The organism is Vibrio mediterranei (genome assembly GCF_013364395.1).
GTDB lineage: Bacteria > Pseudomonadota > Gammaproteobacteria > Enterobacterales > Vibrionaceae > Vibrio > Vibrio mediterranei.
The window spans coordinates 157,120-172,197 of record NZ_JABXGK010000004.1; the positions used below are offsets into that span (position 1 = coordinate 157,120).

The following is a 15,078-nucleotide window of genomic DNA, read 5'->3' on the forward strand; positions in this document are numbered from 1 at the left end:
CAGCTCCTGTAAGGAGTTTAAAAAGGTGCTCGCTTGGTCAGCAAACCTGCGCGAGCCCCTTTTCTACCAGATAATCCTGATGGATTATTCGTCTTCTAGCTCGATGTTGATACCTAGCGAGCGGATCTCTTTCAACAGTACGTTGAACGATTCTGGCATGCCAGGTTCCATGCTGTGGTTACCATCGACGATGTTCTTATACATCTTCGTACGGCCGTTAACGTCATCAGACTTAACCGTTAGCATTTCTTGAAGCGTATATGCTGCACCGTATGCTTCTAGTGCCCATACTTCCATCTCACCGAAACGCTGACCACCGAACTGAGCTTTACCACCAAGTGGTTGCTGAGTTACTAGGCTGTACGAACCAGTTGAACGAGCGTGCATCTTGTCATCAACAAGGTGGTTCAGTTTCAGCATGTACATGTAACCTACAGTTACAGGACGCTCAAACGCATCACCAGTACGACCGTCAAACAGAGTTAGCTGACCAGATTCTGGTAGGTCACCCAGTTTTAGAAGTTCTTTAATAGACTTCTCAGACGCACCGTCAAAGACAGGTGTAGCAATCGGTAGACCGCCACGTAGGTTCTTAACCAGAGTACGTACTTCGTCATCAGACAGAGATGCAATATCAACGTTCTGACGAGTACCACCTAGATCGTAAACCTTCTGCAGGAATTCGCGGAATTTCGCTAGCTCTTGCTGCTCTTTAACCATCTGGTTGATCTTGTCACCGATACCTTTCGCTGCCAGACCTAAGTGAACCTCAAGGATCTGACCGATGTTCATACGCGAAGGTACACCCAGTGGGTTAAGTACGATGTCGACAGGTTGACCCTTCTCATCGTAAGGCATGTCTTCAACAGGGTTGATCTTAGAGATAACACCCTTGTTACCGTGACGACCCGCCATCTTATCACCAGGCTGGATACGACGTTTAACCGCTAGGTAAACTTTAACAATCTTAAGAACGCCAGGCGCTAGGTCATCACCTTGAGTGATCTTACGACGCTTAGTTTCAAACTTCTTATCAAAGTCTGCACGTAGCTCGTCGTACTGCTCTGCAAGTTGCTCAAGCTGAGATTGCAGTGCATCGTCTTCTAGCGTTAGTTCTAGCCACTTCTTACGATCGATAGTATCTAGTTTAGCGTCAGAGTAACCACCTTGAAGTAATACAGCTTTCACACGGTTTAGAAGGCCACCCTCAAGAATCTGGAATTCTTCAGTTAGGTCTTTCTTCGCTTCTTTCAGCTGCATTTGCTCGATTTCTAGAGCACGCTTGTCTTTCTCTACGCCATCGCGAGTGAAGACTTGAACGTCAATGATGGTACCTGAAACAGAGTTAGGTACACGTAGTGAAGTATCTTTAACGTCAGATGCTTTTTCACCGAAGATCGCGCGTAGTAGCTTCTCTTCAGGAGTTAGCTGAGTTTCACCTTTAGGCGTTACTTTACCAACTAGGATGTCGCCACCCTTAACTTCAGCACCGATGTAAACAATACCTGACTCGTCTAGTTTAGACAGAGCAGACTCACCTACGTTTGGAATATCCGCTGTGATCTCTTCAGAACCCAGCTTAGTATCACGTGCCACACAAGAAAGCTCTTGGATGTGGATAGTCGTGAAGCGGTCTTCTTGAACTACGCGCTCAGATACTAAGATCGAGTCTTCGAAGTTGTAACCGTTCCAAGGCATGAACGCGATACGCATGTTTTGACCAAGCGCTAGTTCACCAAGGTCTGTTGAAGGACCATCAGCAAGAACGTCACCACGTGCTACTGGCTCACCAGGTAGTACAGTTGGGCGCTGGTTAATACAAGTGTTCTGGTTAGAACGCGTGTACTTAGTTAGGTTGTAGATGTCGATACCTGCTTCGCCAGGGATCAGCTCGTCTTCGTTAACTTTGATAACGATACGAGAAGCATCTACAGACTGAACTGTACCGCCACGTTTAGCTACTGCTGTAACACCAGAGTCAACCGCTACATTGCGCTCGATACCAGTACCAACTAGAGGCTTGTCAGCCTTAAGTGTTGGAACAGCCTGACGTTGCATGTTCGCACCCATCAGTGCACGGTTCGCATCATCGTGTTCTAGGAACGGGATAAGCGATGCAGCGATAGATACTACTTGGTTTGTCGCAACGTCCATGTAGTTAACATGGTCGCGTGGGTGAAGACCAGATTCACCTTTTTGACGTGCAGTGATTAGCTCGTCAGCAAAAGTACCTTCTTCAGTTAGCGCAGCGTTAGCCTGTGCGATAACGAATTGGCCTTCTTCGATTGCTGATAGGTAATCAACTTCGTCAGTTACTACACCATCTACAACGCGACGGTATGGCGTCTCTAGGAAGCCGTACTCGTTACAACGCGCAAACGCAGATAGAGAGTTAATTAGACCGATGTTCGGACCTTCAGGTGTTTCGATAGGACATAGACGACCGTAGTGAGTTACGTGTACGTCACGTACTTCGAAGCCAGCACGCTCACGAGTAAGGCCACCAGGACCCAATGCAGAAATACGACGCTTGTGCGTTACTTCTGAAAGCGGGTTGTTCTGGTCCATAAACTGAGAAAGCTGTGAAGAACCGAAGAATTCTTTAACTGCCGCAGAAATAGGCTTAGCGTTGATTAGGTCTTGAGGCATGATTGCATCAAGGTCACCTAGGCTCAAACGCTCTTTTACTGCACGTTCAACACGTACAAGACCAACACGGAATTGGTTCTCAGCCATTTCACCTACAGAACGGATACGACGGTTACCTAGGTGGTCGATATCATCAACTTCACCAATCCCGTTACGGATCGCGATAAGCTTCTTCATCACTTCGATGATGTCTTGCTCATCAAGCGTACCCTGCTCTAGGCCATCTTCACGACCGATAGAGCTGTTAAACTTCATACGACCAACAGTCGATAGATCATAACGCTCTTCAGAGAAGAATAGGCTTTCGAATAGTGCTTCTGCAGCTTCTTTTGTTGGCGGCTCACCAGGGCGCATCATGCGGTAGATTTCTACCAACGCAGAGATGCGGTCTACCGTGCTGTCGACACGTAGTGTGTCAGACATGAACGGACCGTGGTCTAGATCGTTCGTAAATAGAACTTCTAGTTTCTTAACGCCTGCCTGAGATAGGTTCGCTAATGCTTCTAGGCTGATCTCTTGGTTTGCACCAACGATGATCTCACCTGTCGCTTCATTGATGTAGTCTTTAGAAGCTACTTTACCTACGATGTACTCGACAGGTACTTCAATGAACTCAACGCCATCTTTTTCAAGTTGACGGATGTGACGAGCAGTAACACGACGACCAGTCTCAACATAAGTCTTGCCATTGGCTTCGATATCGAATGAAGCAGTCTCACCACGTAGACGCTCAGGTACCAACTCCATAAGTAGAGTTTGGTCTTTCACTTCGAAGTTTACTTTTTCGAAGAAGATATCGAGGATTTCTTCCGACGTCTTACCTAATGCACGAAGAATGATCGATGCTGGTAGTTTACGACGACGGTCAATACGTACGTATAGGTTATCTTTCGGGTCAAACTCGAAGTCGAGCCATGAACCACGGTAAGGAATAACACGTGCGTTATAAAGAACTTTACCTGAAGAGTGAGTCTTACCCTTATCGCTGTCGAAGAACACGCCTGGGCTTCGGTGCAGCTGGGATACGATAACCCTCTCGGTACCATTGATAACGAAGGTACCATTGTCAGTCATAAGCGGAATTTCGCCCATGTAGACTTCTTGTTCTTTAATGTCTTTTACAGTACCTGCCGGTGCGTCTCTATCAAAGATAACTAGGCGCAGTTTTACGCGTAGTGGTTTTGAATAGGTAACGCCACGAATTTGACATTCTTTAACGTCAAATACTGGCTCACCAAGACGGTAGCTAACGTATTGCAGCTCAGAATTGCCGTTATAGCTCTGAATCGGAAATACAGAACGAAAAGCAGCTTCAAGTCCATATTGTCCTTCAGGATCCTGTTCGATAAATTTGTCGAACGAATCGAGCTGGATCGATAGCAGGTATGGAATGTCCAAAACTTGTGGACGAGTACCAAAGTCCTTACGGATGCGCTTTTTCTCGGTATAAGAGTAAACCATGGGGTTCCTCAGCTCGCTGATAAGTGACCCAAACTGCCCGTCCATCCTAGTTACTTAAGGTGGAGTATGGGGCAGTGACTAACAACTGTTTACTGTAGTGACGTTAACTCAAGCGTCGAGCAACGTTTTTTGCATGGTGCGTAGATGCTTAAACAGCAGGAAAATTCATCTACGCCCTACAGCGCAAAAAGGCCGGTGGTCAATAAACCACCAGCCATTAGCCTGTTAGGCTAAGAAATTAAGTAATAATTACTTAACTTCAACAGAAGCACCAGCTTCTTCTAGCTGAGCTTTAAGAGCTTCAGCTTCAGCTTTGTCAACGCCTTCTTTTAGAGGTGCTGGAGCTGAGTCTACAAGACCTTTAGCTTCTTTAAGGCCTAGACCTGTTGCGCCACGTACCGCTTTGATAACAGCAACTTTGTTACCGCCAGCAGCAGTTAGGATTACGTCGAATTCAGTTTGCTCAGCAGCAGCTTCGCCACCAGCAGCACCGCCAGCTACAACAGCAGCTGCAGCAGATACGCCGAATTTCTCTTCCATAGCTTCGATAAGCTCAACAACTTGCATTACAGACATTTCTGCAACTGCGTCTAGGATTTGCTCGTTAGTAATAGACATAACAATTCTCTTTTAAGTCAACAATAAGTTTATTTTGCAACCAGTAAAAAGCAAGCTGATTAAGCAGCTTCTTCTTGCTTCTGGTCGCGTAGTGCAGCGATAGTACGTACCAGCTTGCCTGCAGAAGCTTCTTTCATGCACATCATTAGGCGTGCAATTGCTTCGTCGTAAGTTGGTAGTGTCGCTAGTACTTCAGCATCAGTAACCGCGCCTTCAAATGCAGCAGCTTTGATCTCGAATTCTTTGTTCTCTTTAGCGAAGTCTTTGAAAAGACGCGCTGCAGCACCTGGGTGCTCGTTAGAGAATGCAAGTAGAGTTGGACCAGTGAAAGTGTCAGTTAGACACTCATACTCAGTACCTTCTACTGCACGGCGTGCTAGAGTGTTACGAACAACTCTCATGTAAACACCCGCTTCACGCGCTTGTTTACGTAGAGAAGTCATCGCGCCTACTTCAACGCCACGAGAGTCAGCTACAACTGCAGAAAGTGCACCACTGGCTGCTTCGTTGACTTCAGCAACAATTGCTTTTTTGTCTTGAAGGTTTAAAGCCATCTTGGATTTACTCCTGGTTGTTTTTACACCACCCGAAATCTTCACGATTTTGGGAGTTCATACGGTGCTTTTTCCAGAAGAAAGATAAACGTAAAGTTCAACTTCCTTTCAGTCTGGCACCATCTACGTAGGTATGATTAAGTTCTTTTCAGAACGCCTACGGTCTTGGACGGAGGCTAAATTCCTTAAGGAGTTTCAGCCCCAACCACAAATTTGATAGGCGCAAAATTATACATAATTTCTGCGCCTATGCAAGCAATTAAGCTTGAGTGTTTAGTGTAGATTGATCTACAGAAACACCAGCACCCATAGTAGTAGAGATGCTTACTTTCTTCAGGAAAGTACCTTTCGCTGAAGACGGCTTCGCTTTCTTAAGCGCAACTAGTAGAGCTTCTAGGTTCTCTTGTAGTTGGTTCGCTTCGAAGTTCACTTTACCGATAGTAGTGTGAATGATGCCGTTTTTGTCGTTACGGTAACGAACCTGACCAGCTTTAGCGTTCTTAACAGCTTCAGCAACGTTAGGAGTTACAGTACCAACTTTAGGGTTTGGCATAAGACCGCGAGGACCTAGGATAGTACCTAGTTGACCAACAACACGCATTGCATCTGGAGAAGCAACAACTACGTCGAAGTTCATTTCGCCTTTCTTAACTTGCTCAGCAAGATCTTCCATACCAACGATGTCTGCGCCAGCTTCTTTAGCTGCTTCAGCGTTTGCACCTTGAGTGAACACTGCAACGCGGATTTCGCGGCCAGTACCGTGAGGTAGTACAGTTGCACCACGTACGTTCTGGTCAGATTTACGAGCATCGATGCCTAGGTTAACAGCAACGTCTACAGACTCAACGAATTTAGCAGTTGCTAGTTCTTTAAGAAGAGCTACAGCTTCGTTGATTTCGTATTCTTTAGTTACTTCAACTTTTTCGCGGATAACGCGCATACGCTTAGTAAGTTTTGCCATGATCTTAACCCTCTACCACTAGGCCCATTGAACGAGCAGTACCCGCAATAGAACGCTTCATCGCTTCAATGTCAGCACCAGTCATATCAGCAGCTTTAGTTTCTGCGATTTCTTGGATTTGAGCGTCAGTCACTGTACCCACTTTTTCAGTGTTAGGACGACCTGAACCAGACTTAACGCCAGCAGCTTTCTTAAGAAGAACAGCAGCAGGTGGAGTCTTAGTTACGAACGTGAAAGAACGGTCGTTGTAAACAGTGATAACTACTGGAGTCGGTAGACCTTTCTCAATAGATTCTGTTTTTGCGTTGAACGCTTTACAGAATTCCATGATGTTCACACCGTGTTGACCTAGAGCAGGACCAACCGGTGGACTTGGGTTTGCCATACCAGCTGCAACTTGCAGTTTGATATAAGCTTCAACTTTCTTAGCCATGATATTTCCTAATTTTGGGTTCAAACGCTATCCGAGTGGAAAGCTCCCCGTGTTTTGATAAAACTTTCTACAACCAGTGCTGTAAAAAGGCGCGAAATTATAAGCATAATTCGCGCCCTATTCAACCCTAAAAAGGTGATTTTTTATACTCTTTAAAATCGAGTATTAGTCAAGCTTATCCACTTGACCGAATTCAAGCTCAACTGGTGTTGCACGACCAAAGATCGATACAGACACTTTTACGCGGCTCTTATCGTAATCCACTTCTTCAACAGTACCGTTGAAGTCAGCAAATGGACCTTCATTGACACGTACCACTTCACCCGCTTCGAACATTGTTCTTGGACGAGGAGCTTCACTAGCCTTCTCTAGACGATTTAGGATAGCGTCAGCTTCTTTATCAGTGATAGGTGCAGGACGGTCAGAGGTACCACCAATGAAGCCCATGACACGTGGCACACTGCGTACTAAGTGCCAAGACTCATCGTTCATGATCATCTGAACAAGAACGTAGCCTGGGAAGAACTTACGCTCGCTTTTACGGCGTTGGCCTGCGCGCATTTCCACAACTTCTTCAGTCGGTACTAGCACTTCGCCAAAGTACTCTTCCATTGCGTGCATTTTAATATGTTCGCGAAGAGACTGAGCCACACGTCCTTCAAAACCAGAAAAGGCTTGAACTACGTACCAGCGTTTTTTCGGAGCTTCACTCATGAATTAACACCCTCTATAACCCGGTTATGAATGCAACAAGACGAACCATAATGCCGTCGATACCCCATAACGCAAGCGCCATTACAATACTTACTGCAAGGACAATCAGCGTAGTTTGCATTGTTTCTTGGCGTGTAGGCCAAACTACTTTGCGAACTTCTACGCGAGCTTCACGTGCGAACGTGATCGCTGCCTTACCTTTTGTTGTTGTAGCTGCTACACCAAGTGCCGCAGCAATCAATACAACTACACCTGCAGCGCGAAGAACTACAGAAAGTTCTCCATACAGGTAATTACCCACAACAGCGGCGGCTAGCAGAGCAAAAGCGACAATCCACTTCATTACATCTGCTGCATTTGAGCTATCAGGAGTTTCAGCGTTTGCTTTCATAAAACCAACCTGTGACAAGTCTAACTAGACGACAACAACCCCGCTGCTGCAGGGCTTATTCCTTTAATGTTGATTAAATTTGAGTCAAACCAACATTTTAGCCAAAGGCTCAGGTAGAAATTACTTTCCAACTCAACCCTTAAAATCCTTTCTAAATTCATACAATGAGCAGTCACTGAATGAATTTTGCGCCTCTATATATAGTAGCGCAGAAAAAGGGCATCAAATGATGCCCTTTTTAGCATTGCTTAGTCAAATCTTATTCAAAGATTTTCCCAGAGCTTGCGACAATTCGAAGAATTAGTCGAAGATCTTAGCAACAACACCAGCACCTACTGTACGGCCACCTTCACGGATAGCGAAACGTAGACCTTCGTCCATTGCGATTGGAGCGATTAGCTCAACTTGCATTTGGATGTTGTCACCTGGCATTACCATTTCTACGCCTTCTGGTAGAGAGATGTCACCAGTTACGTCAGTTGTACGGAAGTAGAACTGTGGACGGTAGCCTTTGAAGAACGGAGTATGACGGCCGCCTTCGTCTTTAGAAAGTACGTATACTTCTGACTCGAACTTAGTGTGTGGGTTGATTGAGCCAGGAGCTGCAAGAACTTGACCACGCTCAACTTCGTCACGCTTAGTACCACGTAGAAGTGCACCAACGTTCTCACCAGCACGACCTTCGTCAAGAAGCTTACGGAACATCTCAACACCAGTACAAGTAGTAGTTGTAGTCTCTTTGATACCTACGATTTCTACTTCGTCACCTACGCGTAGGATACCGCGCTCGATACGACCAGTTACAACTGTACCACGACCTTGGATCGAGAATACGTCTTCGATTGGTAGTAGGAACGGTTGGTCTACTGCACGCTCTGGCTCTGGGATGTAAGAGTCTAGTGCTTCTGCAAGCTCAACGATTTTCGCTTCCCACTGCTCTTCGCCGTTTAGTGCGCCTAGTGCAGAACCTTGGATAACTGGTAGGTCATCACCTGGGAAATCGTACTCAGATAGAAGTTCACGAACTTCCATTTCAACTAGCTCTAGAAGCTCTTCATCATCAACCATGTCACACTTGTTCATGAATACGATGATGTAAGGAATACCAACCTGACGGCCTAGTAGGATGTGCTCACGAGTTTGAGGCATTGGACCATCAGTAGCAGCAACTACAAGGATACCGCCGTCCATTTGCGCAGCACCAGTGATCATGTTTTTAACATAATCCGCGTGTCCTGGGCAGTCTACGTGTGCGTAGTGACGAGTTGGAGTATCGTACTCAACGTGAGAAGTTGCGATTGTGATACCGCGCTCACGCTCTTCTGGAGCGTTATCGATAGATGCGAAGTCTTTCGCTTCACCGCCGTACACTTTTGCAAGAGTAGTACAGATTGCAGCTGTTAGAGTTGTTTTACCGTGGTCAACGTGGCCGATAGTACCAACGTTTACGTGCGGTTTCGTACGTTCAAATTTTTCTTTAGACATGAGTTGTCCCTCTAGGTACGGATTTAGGTGGCTTTGAAGACCACGCAACCAAAAAATCTTGGTAATAAAGCTTCTCTTAGCCTCTAAACATAGTTGAGGCAAAAGAAAGTATCAAAAGGAAATATTGCTTTGAGAGCTGGTGCTGATAGGCAGACTCGAACTGCCGACCTCATCCTTACCAAGGATGCGCTCTACCACCTGAGCTATATCAGCACTCTAAATGAGTTGGAGCGGGCAGCGGGAATCGAACCCGCATCATCAGCTTGGAAGGCTGAGGTAATAGCCATTATACGATGCCCGCAACACGTAACTCTGAGAGCTATTCCCTAAAGAATATGGTGGGGGGGGACGGATTCGAACCATCGAAGGCAGTGCCGGCAGATTTACAGTCTGCTCCCTTTGGCCACTCGGGAACCCCCCCAAATTTTACTTACCATTTTCGTCATCATTGCCCTAGGCAAAGTGAAAATGGTGCCGACTACCGGAATCGAACTGGTGACCTACTGATTACAAGTCAGTTGCTCTACCTACTGAGCTAAGTCGGCATAAGTGGAGCGCATTCTATTGAATGAATCTTGCTGATGCAACCGTTAAATCAAAAAAAATTTCGTTTTTTCACACATTCTTCCTTTTTGACGACTTTTTGTACACATTTCGGGGGATTACGCACGCTGTGTCGCATGAAATATTTGATTTATCCCTTTGTTCAGGTATGTTCAGCACTCTACGTGTATGGAAACCTTAAGTTAGGTGAGTTATGAGCCCTTTTATGTCATTTAGTCGCGAGCAGTGGTCTGCACTTCGCAACGCTGTCCCTATGACATTAACAGAAGATGATCTGAAAGAGCTTCAGGGTATTAATGAAAACCTGACGATACAGGAAGCCACTGATGTTTACTTGCCTCTTTCTCGTCTGCTTAACCTGTACGTTGCCGCGAGACAGAGTCGCAACTCCGTTCTTCAAGAGTTCTTGGGACAAAGTGACCATACGCCACCATTCATTATTGGTATTGCCGGTAGTGTTGCGGTCGGGAAAAGTACCACGGCTCGCTTGCTAAAAGCGTTACTCAGTCGCTGGGAAAACCACCCTAAGGTAGAACTTATTACGACTGACGGTTTCCTTCATCCTAATAAGGTACTGTTAGAAAAAGGGTTAATGGCGAAAAAGGGCTTTCCCGAGTCCTATGATATGCGTCGCTTGGTGCAGTTTGTTTCCGATGTCAAAGCGTGTAAGCGTAACGTTGTCGCTCCCGTCTATTCACACTTAACTTACGATATTACTGATGAGCAGAAAGTCGTCGACCTACCTGACGTGCTAATCATCGAAGGTCTCAATGTCCTGCAAAGTGGCATGGACTACCCTCACGATCCACATCGCGTGTTTATCTCTGATTTTCTCGATTTTTCTTTGTATGTCGATGCAGACAGTGAACGCATTGAAAACTGGTATGTGCAGCGCTTTATGAAATTCCGCCAAGGCGCCTTTACTAAGCCTGGCTCTTACTTCAGCCACTATACCCAGTTAAATGAACAAGAAGCGAAAACCAAAGCGAAGAATATTTGGGCATCGATTAATGGGATTAACTTAGTGCAGAATATCTTGCCAACCAAAGAGCGAGCTCAATTGATTTTACAGAAAGGTAAAGATCATAATGTTGAGACGGTTTATTTGAGGAAGTAGGCTGTTTTTGACGAGAGGTTGTGTGCGCCAAAGGTAGATCCCTGCCTACGCAGGGATGACAACATGCGGTGTGGTGACCATATGTAGTATGGTGACAATATTTGATGTAGTGAGTGAAGTTGCTAAATTAGTGATAAGTTAAGCCACATCAGTTCAGTTTACGCAGAGAGATCTCACCACCAATAAATGGTTGAATGCCCGCTTCTGTTTCCAGTAAAACGGCGCCAGTGGCATCGATGCCGCGCACAATACCTTGAATGTCTCGATTGCCCATCACCAGACGAACTTCTCGATCCAAAAAGTTATCATGACGATTCCAACGTTCAACAAAACCGTGTAAGCCACACATTTCGTAATCTTCTAGAGCGTTCTGCCAAGCCTTGATAAAGGCCACCACCAAATCGTTACGGCTAAATGGTTTGTCTGCCACTTCATTGAGTGAGGTCCAAGGCTGATCGATGCCTTCTACTTGTTCACTCATATTTAGATTCATACCCATACCCATGACTAGGTTTGCCGCGCCACCAGCTTGGCCTGACATTTCAACCAAAATGCCGGCTAACTTCTTGTCATTAAAATACAGGTCATTCGGCCATTTAAGTTTTACACCATCAATCCCAAGTTGTTCCAAGGCTTCAACTATCGCCACGCCAATCACCAGACTCAACCCCATCGCCGCTGCCATTCCTGCTTCTAACTTCCAATACATGGAGAGATAAAGGTTACTACCGAATGGTGATACCCATTGGCGGCCACGGCGGCCACGGCCTTTAGACTGGTACTCAGAAATGCACACCGCACCCGACTCTAAGCTGTTTTGTTTGTCGAGTAAGTATTGATTGGTAGAGTCGATAATAGGAATCAACTCAAATGGTGAGGTAACAGTTCGCGATAGTTTCTCTTTGGACAACAGTTCCATAGGGGCCGCTAGTTGATAGCCTTTCCCCTGAACGCGAAAGATATCAACCCCCCAATCACGAATGCCTTTAATGTGCTTACTTACAGCGGCACGAGAAATACCCAGCTGCTCACCCAACATCTCACCCGAGTGAAATCCGCCTTGAGAAAGCTGCTCTAAAATCACTAATTTCACATGATGCTCTCTCATAGCAGCTCCTTTAAATACACTTCTTGTTGAGCACCCATAAAGCGTACCTCATGCTCAAGCTCTACATTAAATTTCTTCAGCACACAGTCGCGGACATAAGCGGCAAGGTTAACAATATCCTCCGCCTTGGCATTATTGGCATTCACCAATACAAGAGCCTGTTTAGGATGCACCATGGCGCCACCCTGAGTATGCCCTTTCAGACCACACTGATCGATAAGCCAACCAGCAGCCAACTTCATCTTGTCACCCGATGGATACGCCACTAGCGCTGGGTATTGCGCTTTGAGCGTTTCATGCTGTTCGATACTGACAATCGGGTTTTTAAAGAAACTTCCAGCATTGCCAGTCACAGCTGGATCTGGCAGCTTCTCTTTTCTCACATTCACGACCACATCAAACACTTCTTTTGGCGTGGTCGTTTCTGGGTCAAGAGACTGTAACGGACCATAACTTAATATAGGCTGCCATGTTTTGTTTAGCTTAAGGCCAATGGCGGTCACGAGCGCCTTATCTTTCAGCTCGTGCTTAAAAATGGAGTCACGATAACCAAAACGACATTGATTATTAGACAGCCGCTTTATGGTATAGCTGTCTAAACAAAGGTACTCCACATAATCACATACTTGCTGGAGCTCTATGCCATAAGCACCAATATTCTGAATAGGTGCGCTACCAGCACAGCCAGGGATTAAAGCCAAATTTTCAACACCAGCGTAACCCTGCTCTACACACCATTCCACCAAACTCGGCCAGTCTTCACCCCCTGATACATGCAAAAGATGTTCAGTCTCTGAGCTGGAGTACGAAATACCTTGCAATCGATTAATGATAACAACGCCCTGATAAGGCTCCGTAAATAACATGTTACTGCCCTTACCTAACATCAGTTTAGGTAGCGCTTGCCAGTCTGGGTTTTGGTAAATCGCAATTAGGTCGTCGACCGATTCAGCTTCTACTAGCACCTGACACTGCTGTGAGATACCAAAGGTGTGAAATGGGCGAAGTTGGGCATTGTTTTCAGTTTGCATGGGCATTCATTGATGGCTTACACTGCCGCTATTCTATCCTTTTGAAACGAGCATTGGCTATGGATACGTTAAAATTCGGTATGCTAGACCCCATTAAACTGCCGATTGCCAAAAAACTGTATAAAGCACACTACCCAGCTGGCAAACCAAAAAGTGATGAACGTATTCTCACTCTTAGCCAAGGCCACAGCCTCTGTGCCCTCGTACGATTTCGTACCATCGAGCAGTATCGATTGATGACCGGCATGCTGGTTCTTCCAGACTTCCGCCAACAAGGTATCGGTCATCATTTCATGGCACAACTGCGACAAAATGAGCTGACCAATAACGATTTTTGTTTTGCACTAGAACATTTACAGGGATTTTATGGACAACATGGCTTTAAAGTGATTACCCAAGAAGAGCTACCAGGTCCTCTTAAGCAACTGTTTTCTCGTTATATTCACGGCGGAAAAGCACTGGCAGCTATGCGATACATTGATCCCCGTTAAACTTATCAACGCTTTACTACCCATTTAGGGCAAGAGTTTGGTAAAATTCTAGGTTCGCAATTTTGCAATGACCAAAGGTACAGTCCCTCATATGATGGCTCTTAGGAACTCTTTTGAACAGCTTCCCTCAATCGCGCAGGATCCCAATGCACTGGATGTATTGTATTCCGCTAAAGATTATCGCGAGTATTTAATTCAAGCGATACGCGAAGCACAATCAAGAATCTACCTAGTCGCTTTGTATTTAGAAGATGATGACGCTGGACGCCAAATCCTGACTGAACTTTATCAAGCAAAGCAAAAGAATCCGGCTCTCGATATTGCTGTTTGTGTTGACTGGCACCGTGCACAACGTGGTCTGATTGGCGCTGACCAGTCTGATGGCAACGCAGTGATGTATCGCGAGTTTAGACAAAACCACGAGCATGCCGTTCCTGTTTACGGTATTCCAGTGCGTGGCAGAGAAGTATTTGGGGTCTTGCACCTTAAAGGCTTTATTATCGATGATAAAGTGATATACAGCGGCGCTAGTCTTAACAACATCTACTTAAATTACGATGAGCGTTACCGATTCGACCGCTACCATGTTCTGAACAACCCTGAACTAGCAAATAGTATGGCTCAGTTTGTTGCAAACGAACTGATTGCCAATCCTGCCGTCAACGACCTGTCATTGCCAGAAAAGCCAACGACAAAAGATATTAAGGCAGAAATCCGACAACTGCGTGGTTCACTGTCTCAGGCACGTTATCAATTTAATGCCCAGCCGAGTAATGAACACCAAGTAGCGGTGACACCTATTGTTGGTATTGGTAAGCGTCGAAACAAGCTTAACCAAAGCATCAATCAGCTATTAGCTAGCGCTAAAGACGAGATTTTTATTTGTACCCCTTACTTCAACTTCCCTAAGTCGGTAGCAAAAGAAATCAAGCGTGCCCTGAAACGCGGTGTTAAAGTGAAAATCGTGGTGGGTGATAAGACGGCGAACGATTTCTACATTTCTCCAGAGGAAGACTTCAAAACCATTGGTGGTTTGCCTTACCTCTATGAAATGAATCTGCGTCGCTTTGCTAAAGCTAACGAAGCACATATCGCGAGTCGCAATTTGTGCATTCGCCTATGGAAACATGATGACAACAGCTTCCACCTAAAAGGTATTTGGGTCGATAAGCGTTATATGCTGATTACAGGCAACAACCTAAATCCACGAGCTTGGAGCTTGGATTTAGAGAATGCCATTTTGATTCAGGATCATTACTCGCATCTTGTCGACAAGTTTGAGGCTGAGGTGGAAAACATCCTTGAACACACCCAGTTGATCTGTACCTATAAGCAGTTGGAAAAAGTGGAAAACTATCCAGCGCCTGTACAAAAATTGCTGAAGAAAATTACTCGAGTTCAAGCTGATAGAGTATTGAAACAGTTACTTTAAGTTATTCAACCTTTAGCGTCTTCGAAAAAGCAAACACAAAAAAACCAGCCTCGCGGCTGGTTTTTTTAC

13 protein-coding genes and 4 tRNA genes are annotated in these 15,078 nt (G+C 45.5%); 3 read left to right on the forward strand and 14 right to left on the reverse strand.

Annotated elements, in window-relative coordinates:
- Window positions 1–84 precede the first annotated feature (84 nt).
- The 12 genes from rpoB to HOP38_RS15455 form a co-directional block, all read right to left on the reverse strand.
- The gene (rpoB, locus tag HOP38_RS15400) at window positions 85–4,110 is read right to left on the reverse strand and encodes a DNA-directed RNA polymerase subunit beta (protein WP_006071304.1); all 4,026 of its coding nucleotides are present in this window, start codon (window positions 4,108–4,110) and stop codon (window positions 85–87) included.
- Window positions 4,111–4,359: 249 nt separating this feature from the next.
- A complete protein-coding gene (gene rplL / locus HOP38_RS15405; protein WP_031493851.1) occupies window positions 4,360–4,728 on the reverse strand; it encodes a 50S ribosomal protein L7/L12 in 369 nt (122 codons plus the stop codon).
- Between the two features lie 59 nt (window positions 4,729–4,787).
- Window positions 4,788–5,282 (reverse strand): 50S ribosomal protein L10, encoded by a 495-nt coding sequence (gene rplJ, locus HOP38_RS15410; protein WP_038231063.1) that lies wholly within the window; start codon window positions 5,280–5,282, stop codon window positions 4,788–4,790.
- Window positions 5,283–5,541: 259 nt separating this feature from the next.
- The gene (rplA, locus tag HOP38_RS15415; protein ID WP_031496662.1) at window positions 5,542–6,243 is read right to left on the reverse strand and encodes a 50S ribosomal protein L1; all 702 of its coding nucleotides are present in this window, start codon (window positions 6,241–6,243) and stop codon (window positions 5,542–5,544) included.
- A gap of 4 nt (window positions 6,244–6,247) precedes the next feature.
- Window positions 6,248–6,676, reverse strand: coding sequence for a 50S ribosomal protein L11 (rplK, locus tag HOP38_RS15420; protein ID WP_008078231.1), 429 nt, complete (start codon window positions 6,674–6,676; stop codon window positions 6,248–6,250).
- Between the two features lie 165 nt (window positions 6,677–6,841).
- Entirely contained in the window at window positions 6,842–7,390 is a 549-nt protein-coding gene (gene nusG / locus HOP38_RS15425; RefSeq protein ID WP_031496663.1) for a transcription termination/antitermination protein NusG, read from the reverse strand.
- A gap of 13 nt (window positions 7,391–7,403) precedes the next feature.
- Window positions 7,404–7,781, reverse strand: coding sequence for a preprotein translocase subunit SecE (gene secE / locus HOP38_RS15430; RefSeq protein ID WP_031496664.1), 378 nt, complete (start codon window positions 7,779–7,781; stop codon window positions 7,404–7,406).
- A gap of 300 nt (window positions 7,782–8,081) precedes the next feature.
- Window positions 8,082–9,266: an elongation factor Tu gene (gene tuf / locus HOP38_RS15435; RefSeq protein ID WP_062462317.1), complete on the reverse strand. Its 1,185-nt coding sequence runs from the start codon at window positions 9,264–9,266 to the stop codon at window positions 8,082–8,084.
- A gap of 137 nt (window positions 9,267–9,403) precedes the next feature.
- Window positions 9,404–9,479 (reverse strand) — tRNA-Thr (locus HOP38_RS15440).
- 13 nt (window positions 9,480–9,492) lie between these two features.
- Window positions 9,493–9,567: transfer RNA gene (locus HOP38_RS15445), tRNA-Gly, on the reverse strand.
- A gap of 35 nt (window positions 9,568–9,602) precedes the next feature.
- A tRNA-Tyr gene (locus HOP38_RS15450) sits at window positions 9,603–9,687 on the reverse strand.
- 48 nt (window positions 9,688–9,735) lie between these two features.
- Window positions 9,736–9,811 (reverse strand) — tRNA-Thr (locus HOP38_RS15455).
- 212 nt (window positions 9,812–10,023) lie between these two features.
- On the opposite strand from HOP38_RS15455, the gene coaA reads away from it, so the two are divergent.
- Window positions 10,024–10,947 (forward strand): type I pantothenate kinase, encoded by a 924-nt coding sequence (coaA, locus tag HOP38_RS15460; protein ID WP_006074988.1) that lies wholly within the window; start codon window positions 10,024–10,026, stop codon window positions 10,945–10,947.
- A 148-nt stretch (window positions 10,948–11,095) separates the two neighbouring features.
- Here the strand turns inward: coaA and birA are convergent, their stop codons facing one another.
- Both birA and murB read right to left on the reverse strand, forming a co-directional pair.
- Entirely contained in the window at window positions 11,096–12,055 is a 960-nt protein-coding gene (birA, locus tag HOP38_RS15465) for a bifunctional biotin--[acetyl-CoA-carboxylase] ligase/biotin operon repressor BirA (protein ID WP_198558439.1), read from the reverse strand.
- Window positions 12,052–13,086: a UDP-N-acetylmuramate dehydrogenase gene (gene murB / locus HOP38_RS15470; protein WP_006074985.1), complete on the reverse strand. Its 1,035-nt coding sequence runs from the start codon at window positions 13,084–13,086 to the stop codon at window positions 12,052–12,054. The genes birA and murB overlap by 4 nt, the downstream gene beginning before the upstream one ends.
- A gap of 59 nt (window positions 13,087–13,145) precedes the next feature.
- On the opposite strand from murB, the gene HOP38_RS15475 reads away from it, so the two are divergent.
- Both HOP38_RS15475 and pssA read left to right on the forward strand, forming a co-directional pair.
- Window positions 13,146–13,577 (forward strand): GNAT family N-acetyltransferase, encoded by a 432-nt coding sequence (locus HOP38_RS15475; protein ID WP_006074984.1) that lies wholly within the window; start codon window positions 13,146–13,148, stop codon window positions 13,575–13,577.
- Between the two features lie 91 nt (window positions 13,578–13,668).
- The gene (pssA, locus tag HOP38_RS15480; protein WP_038223155.1) at window positions 13,669–15,009 is read left to right on the forward strand and encodes a CDP-diacylglycerol--serine O-phosphatidyltransferase; all 1,341 of its coding nucleotides are present in this window, start codon (window positions 13,669–13,671) and stop codon (window positions 15,007–15,009) included.
- The last annotated feature ends 69 nt before the right edge of the window (window positions 15,010–15,078 follow it).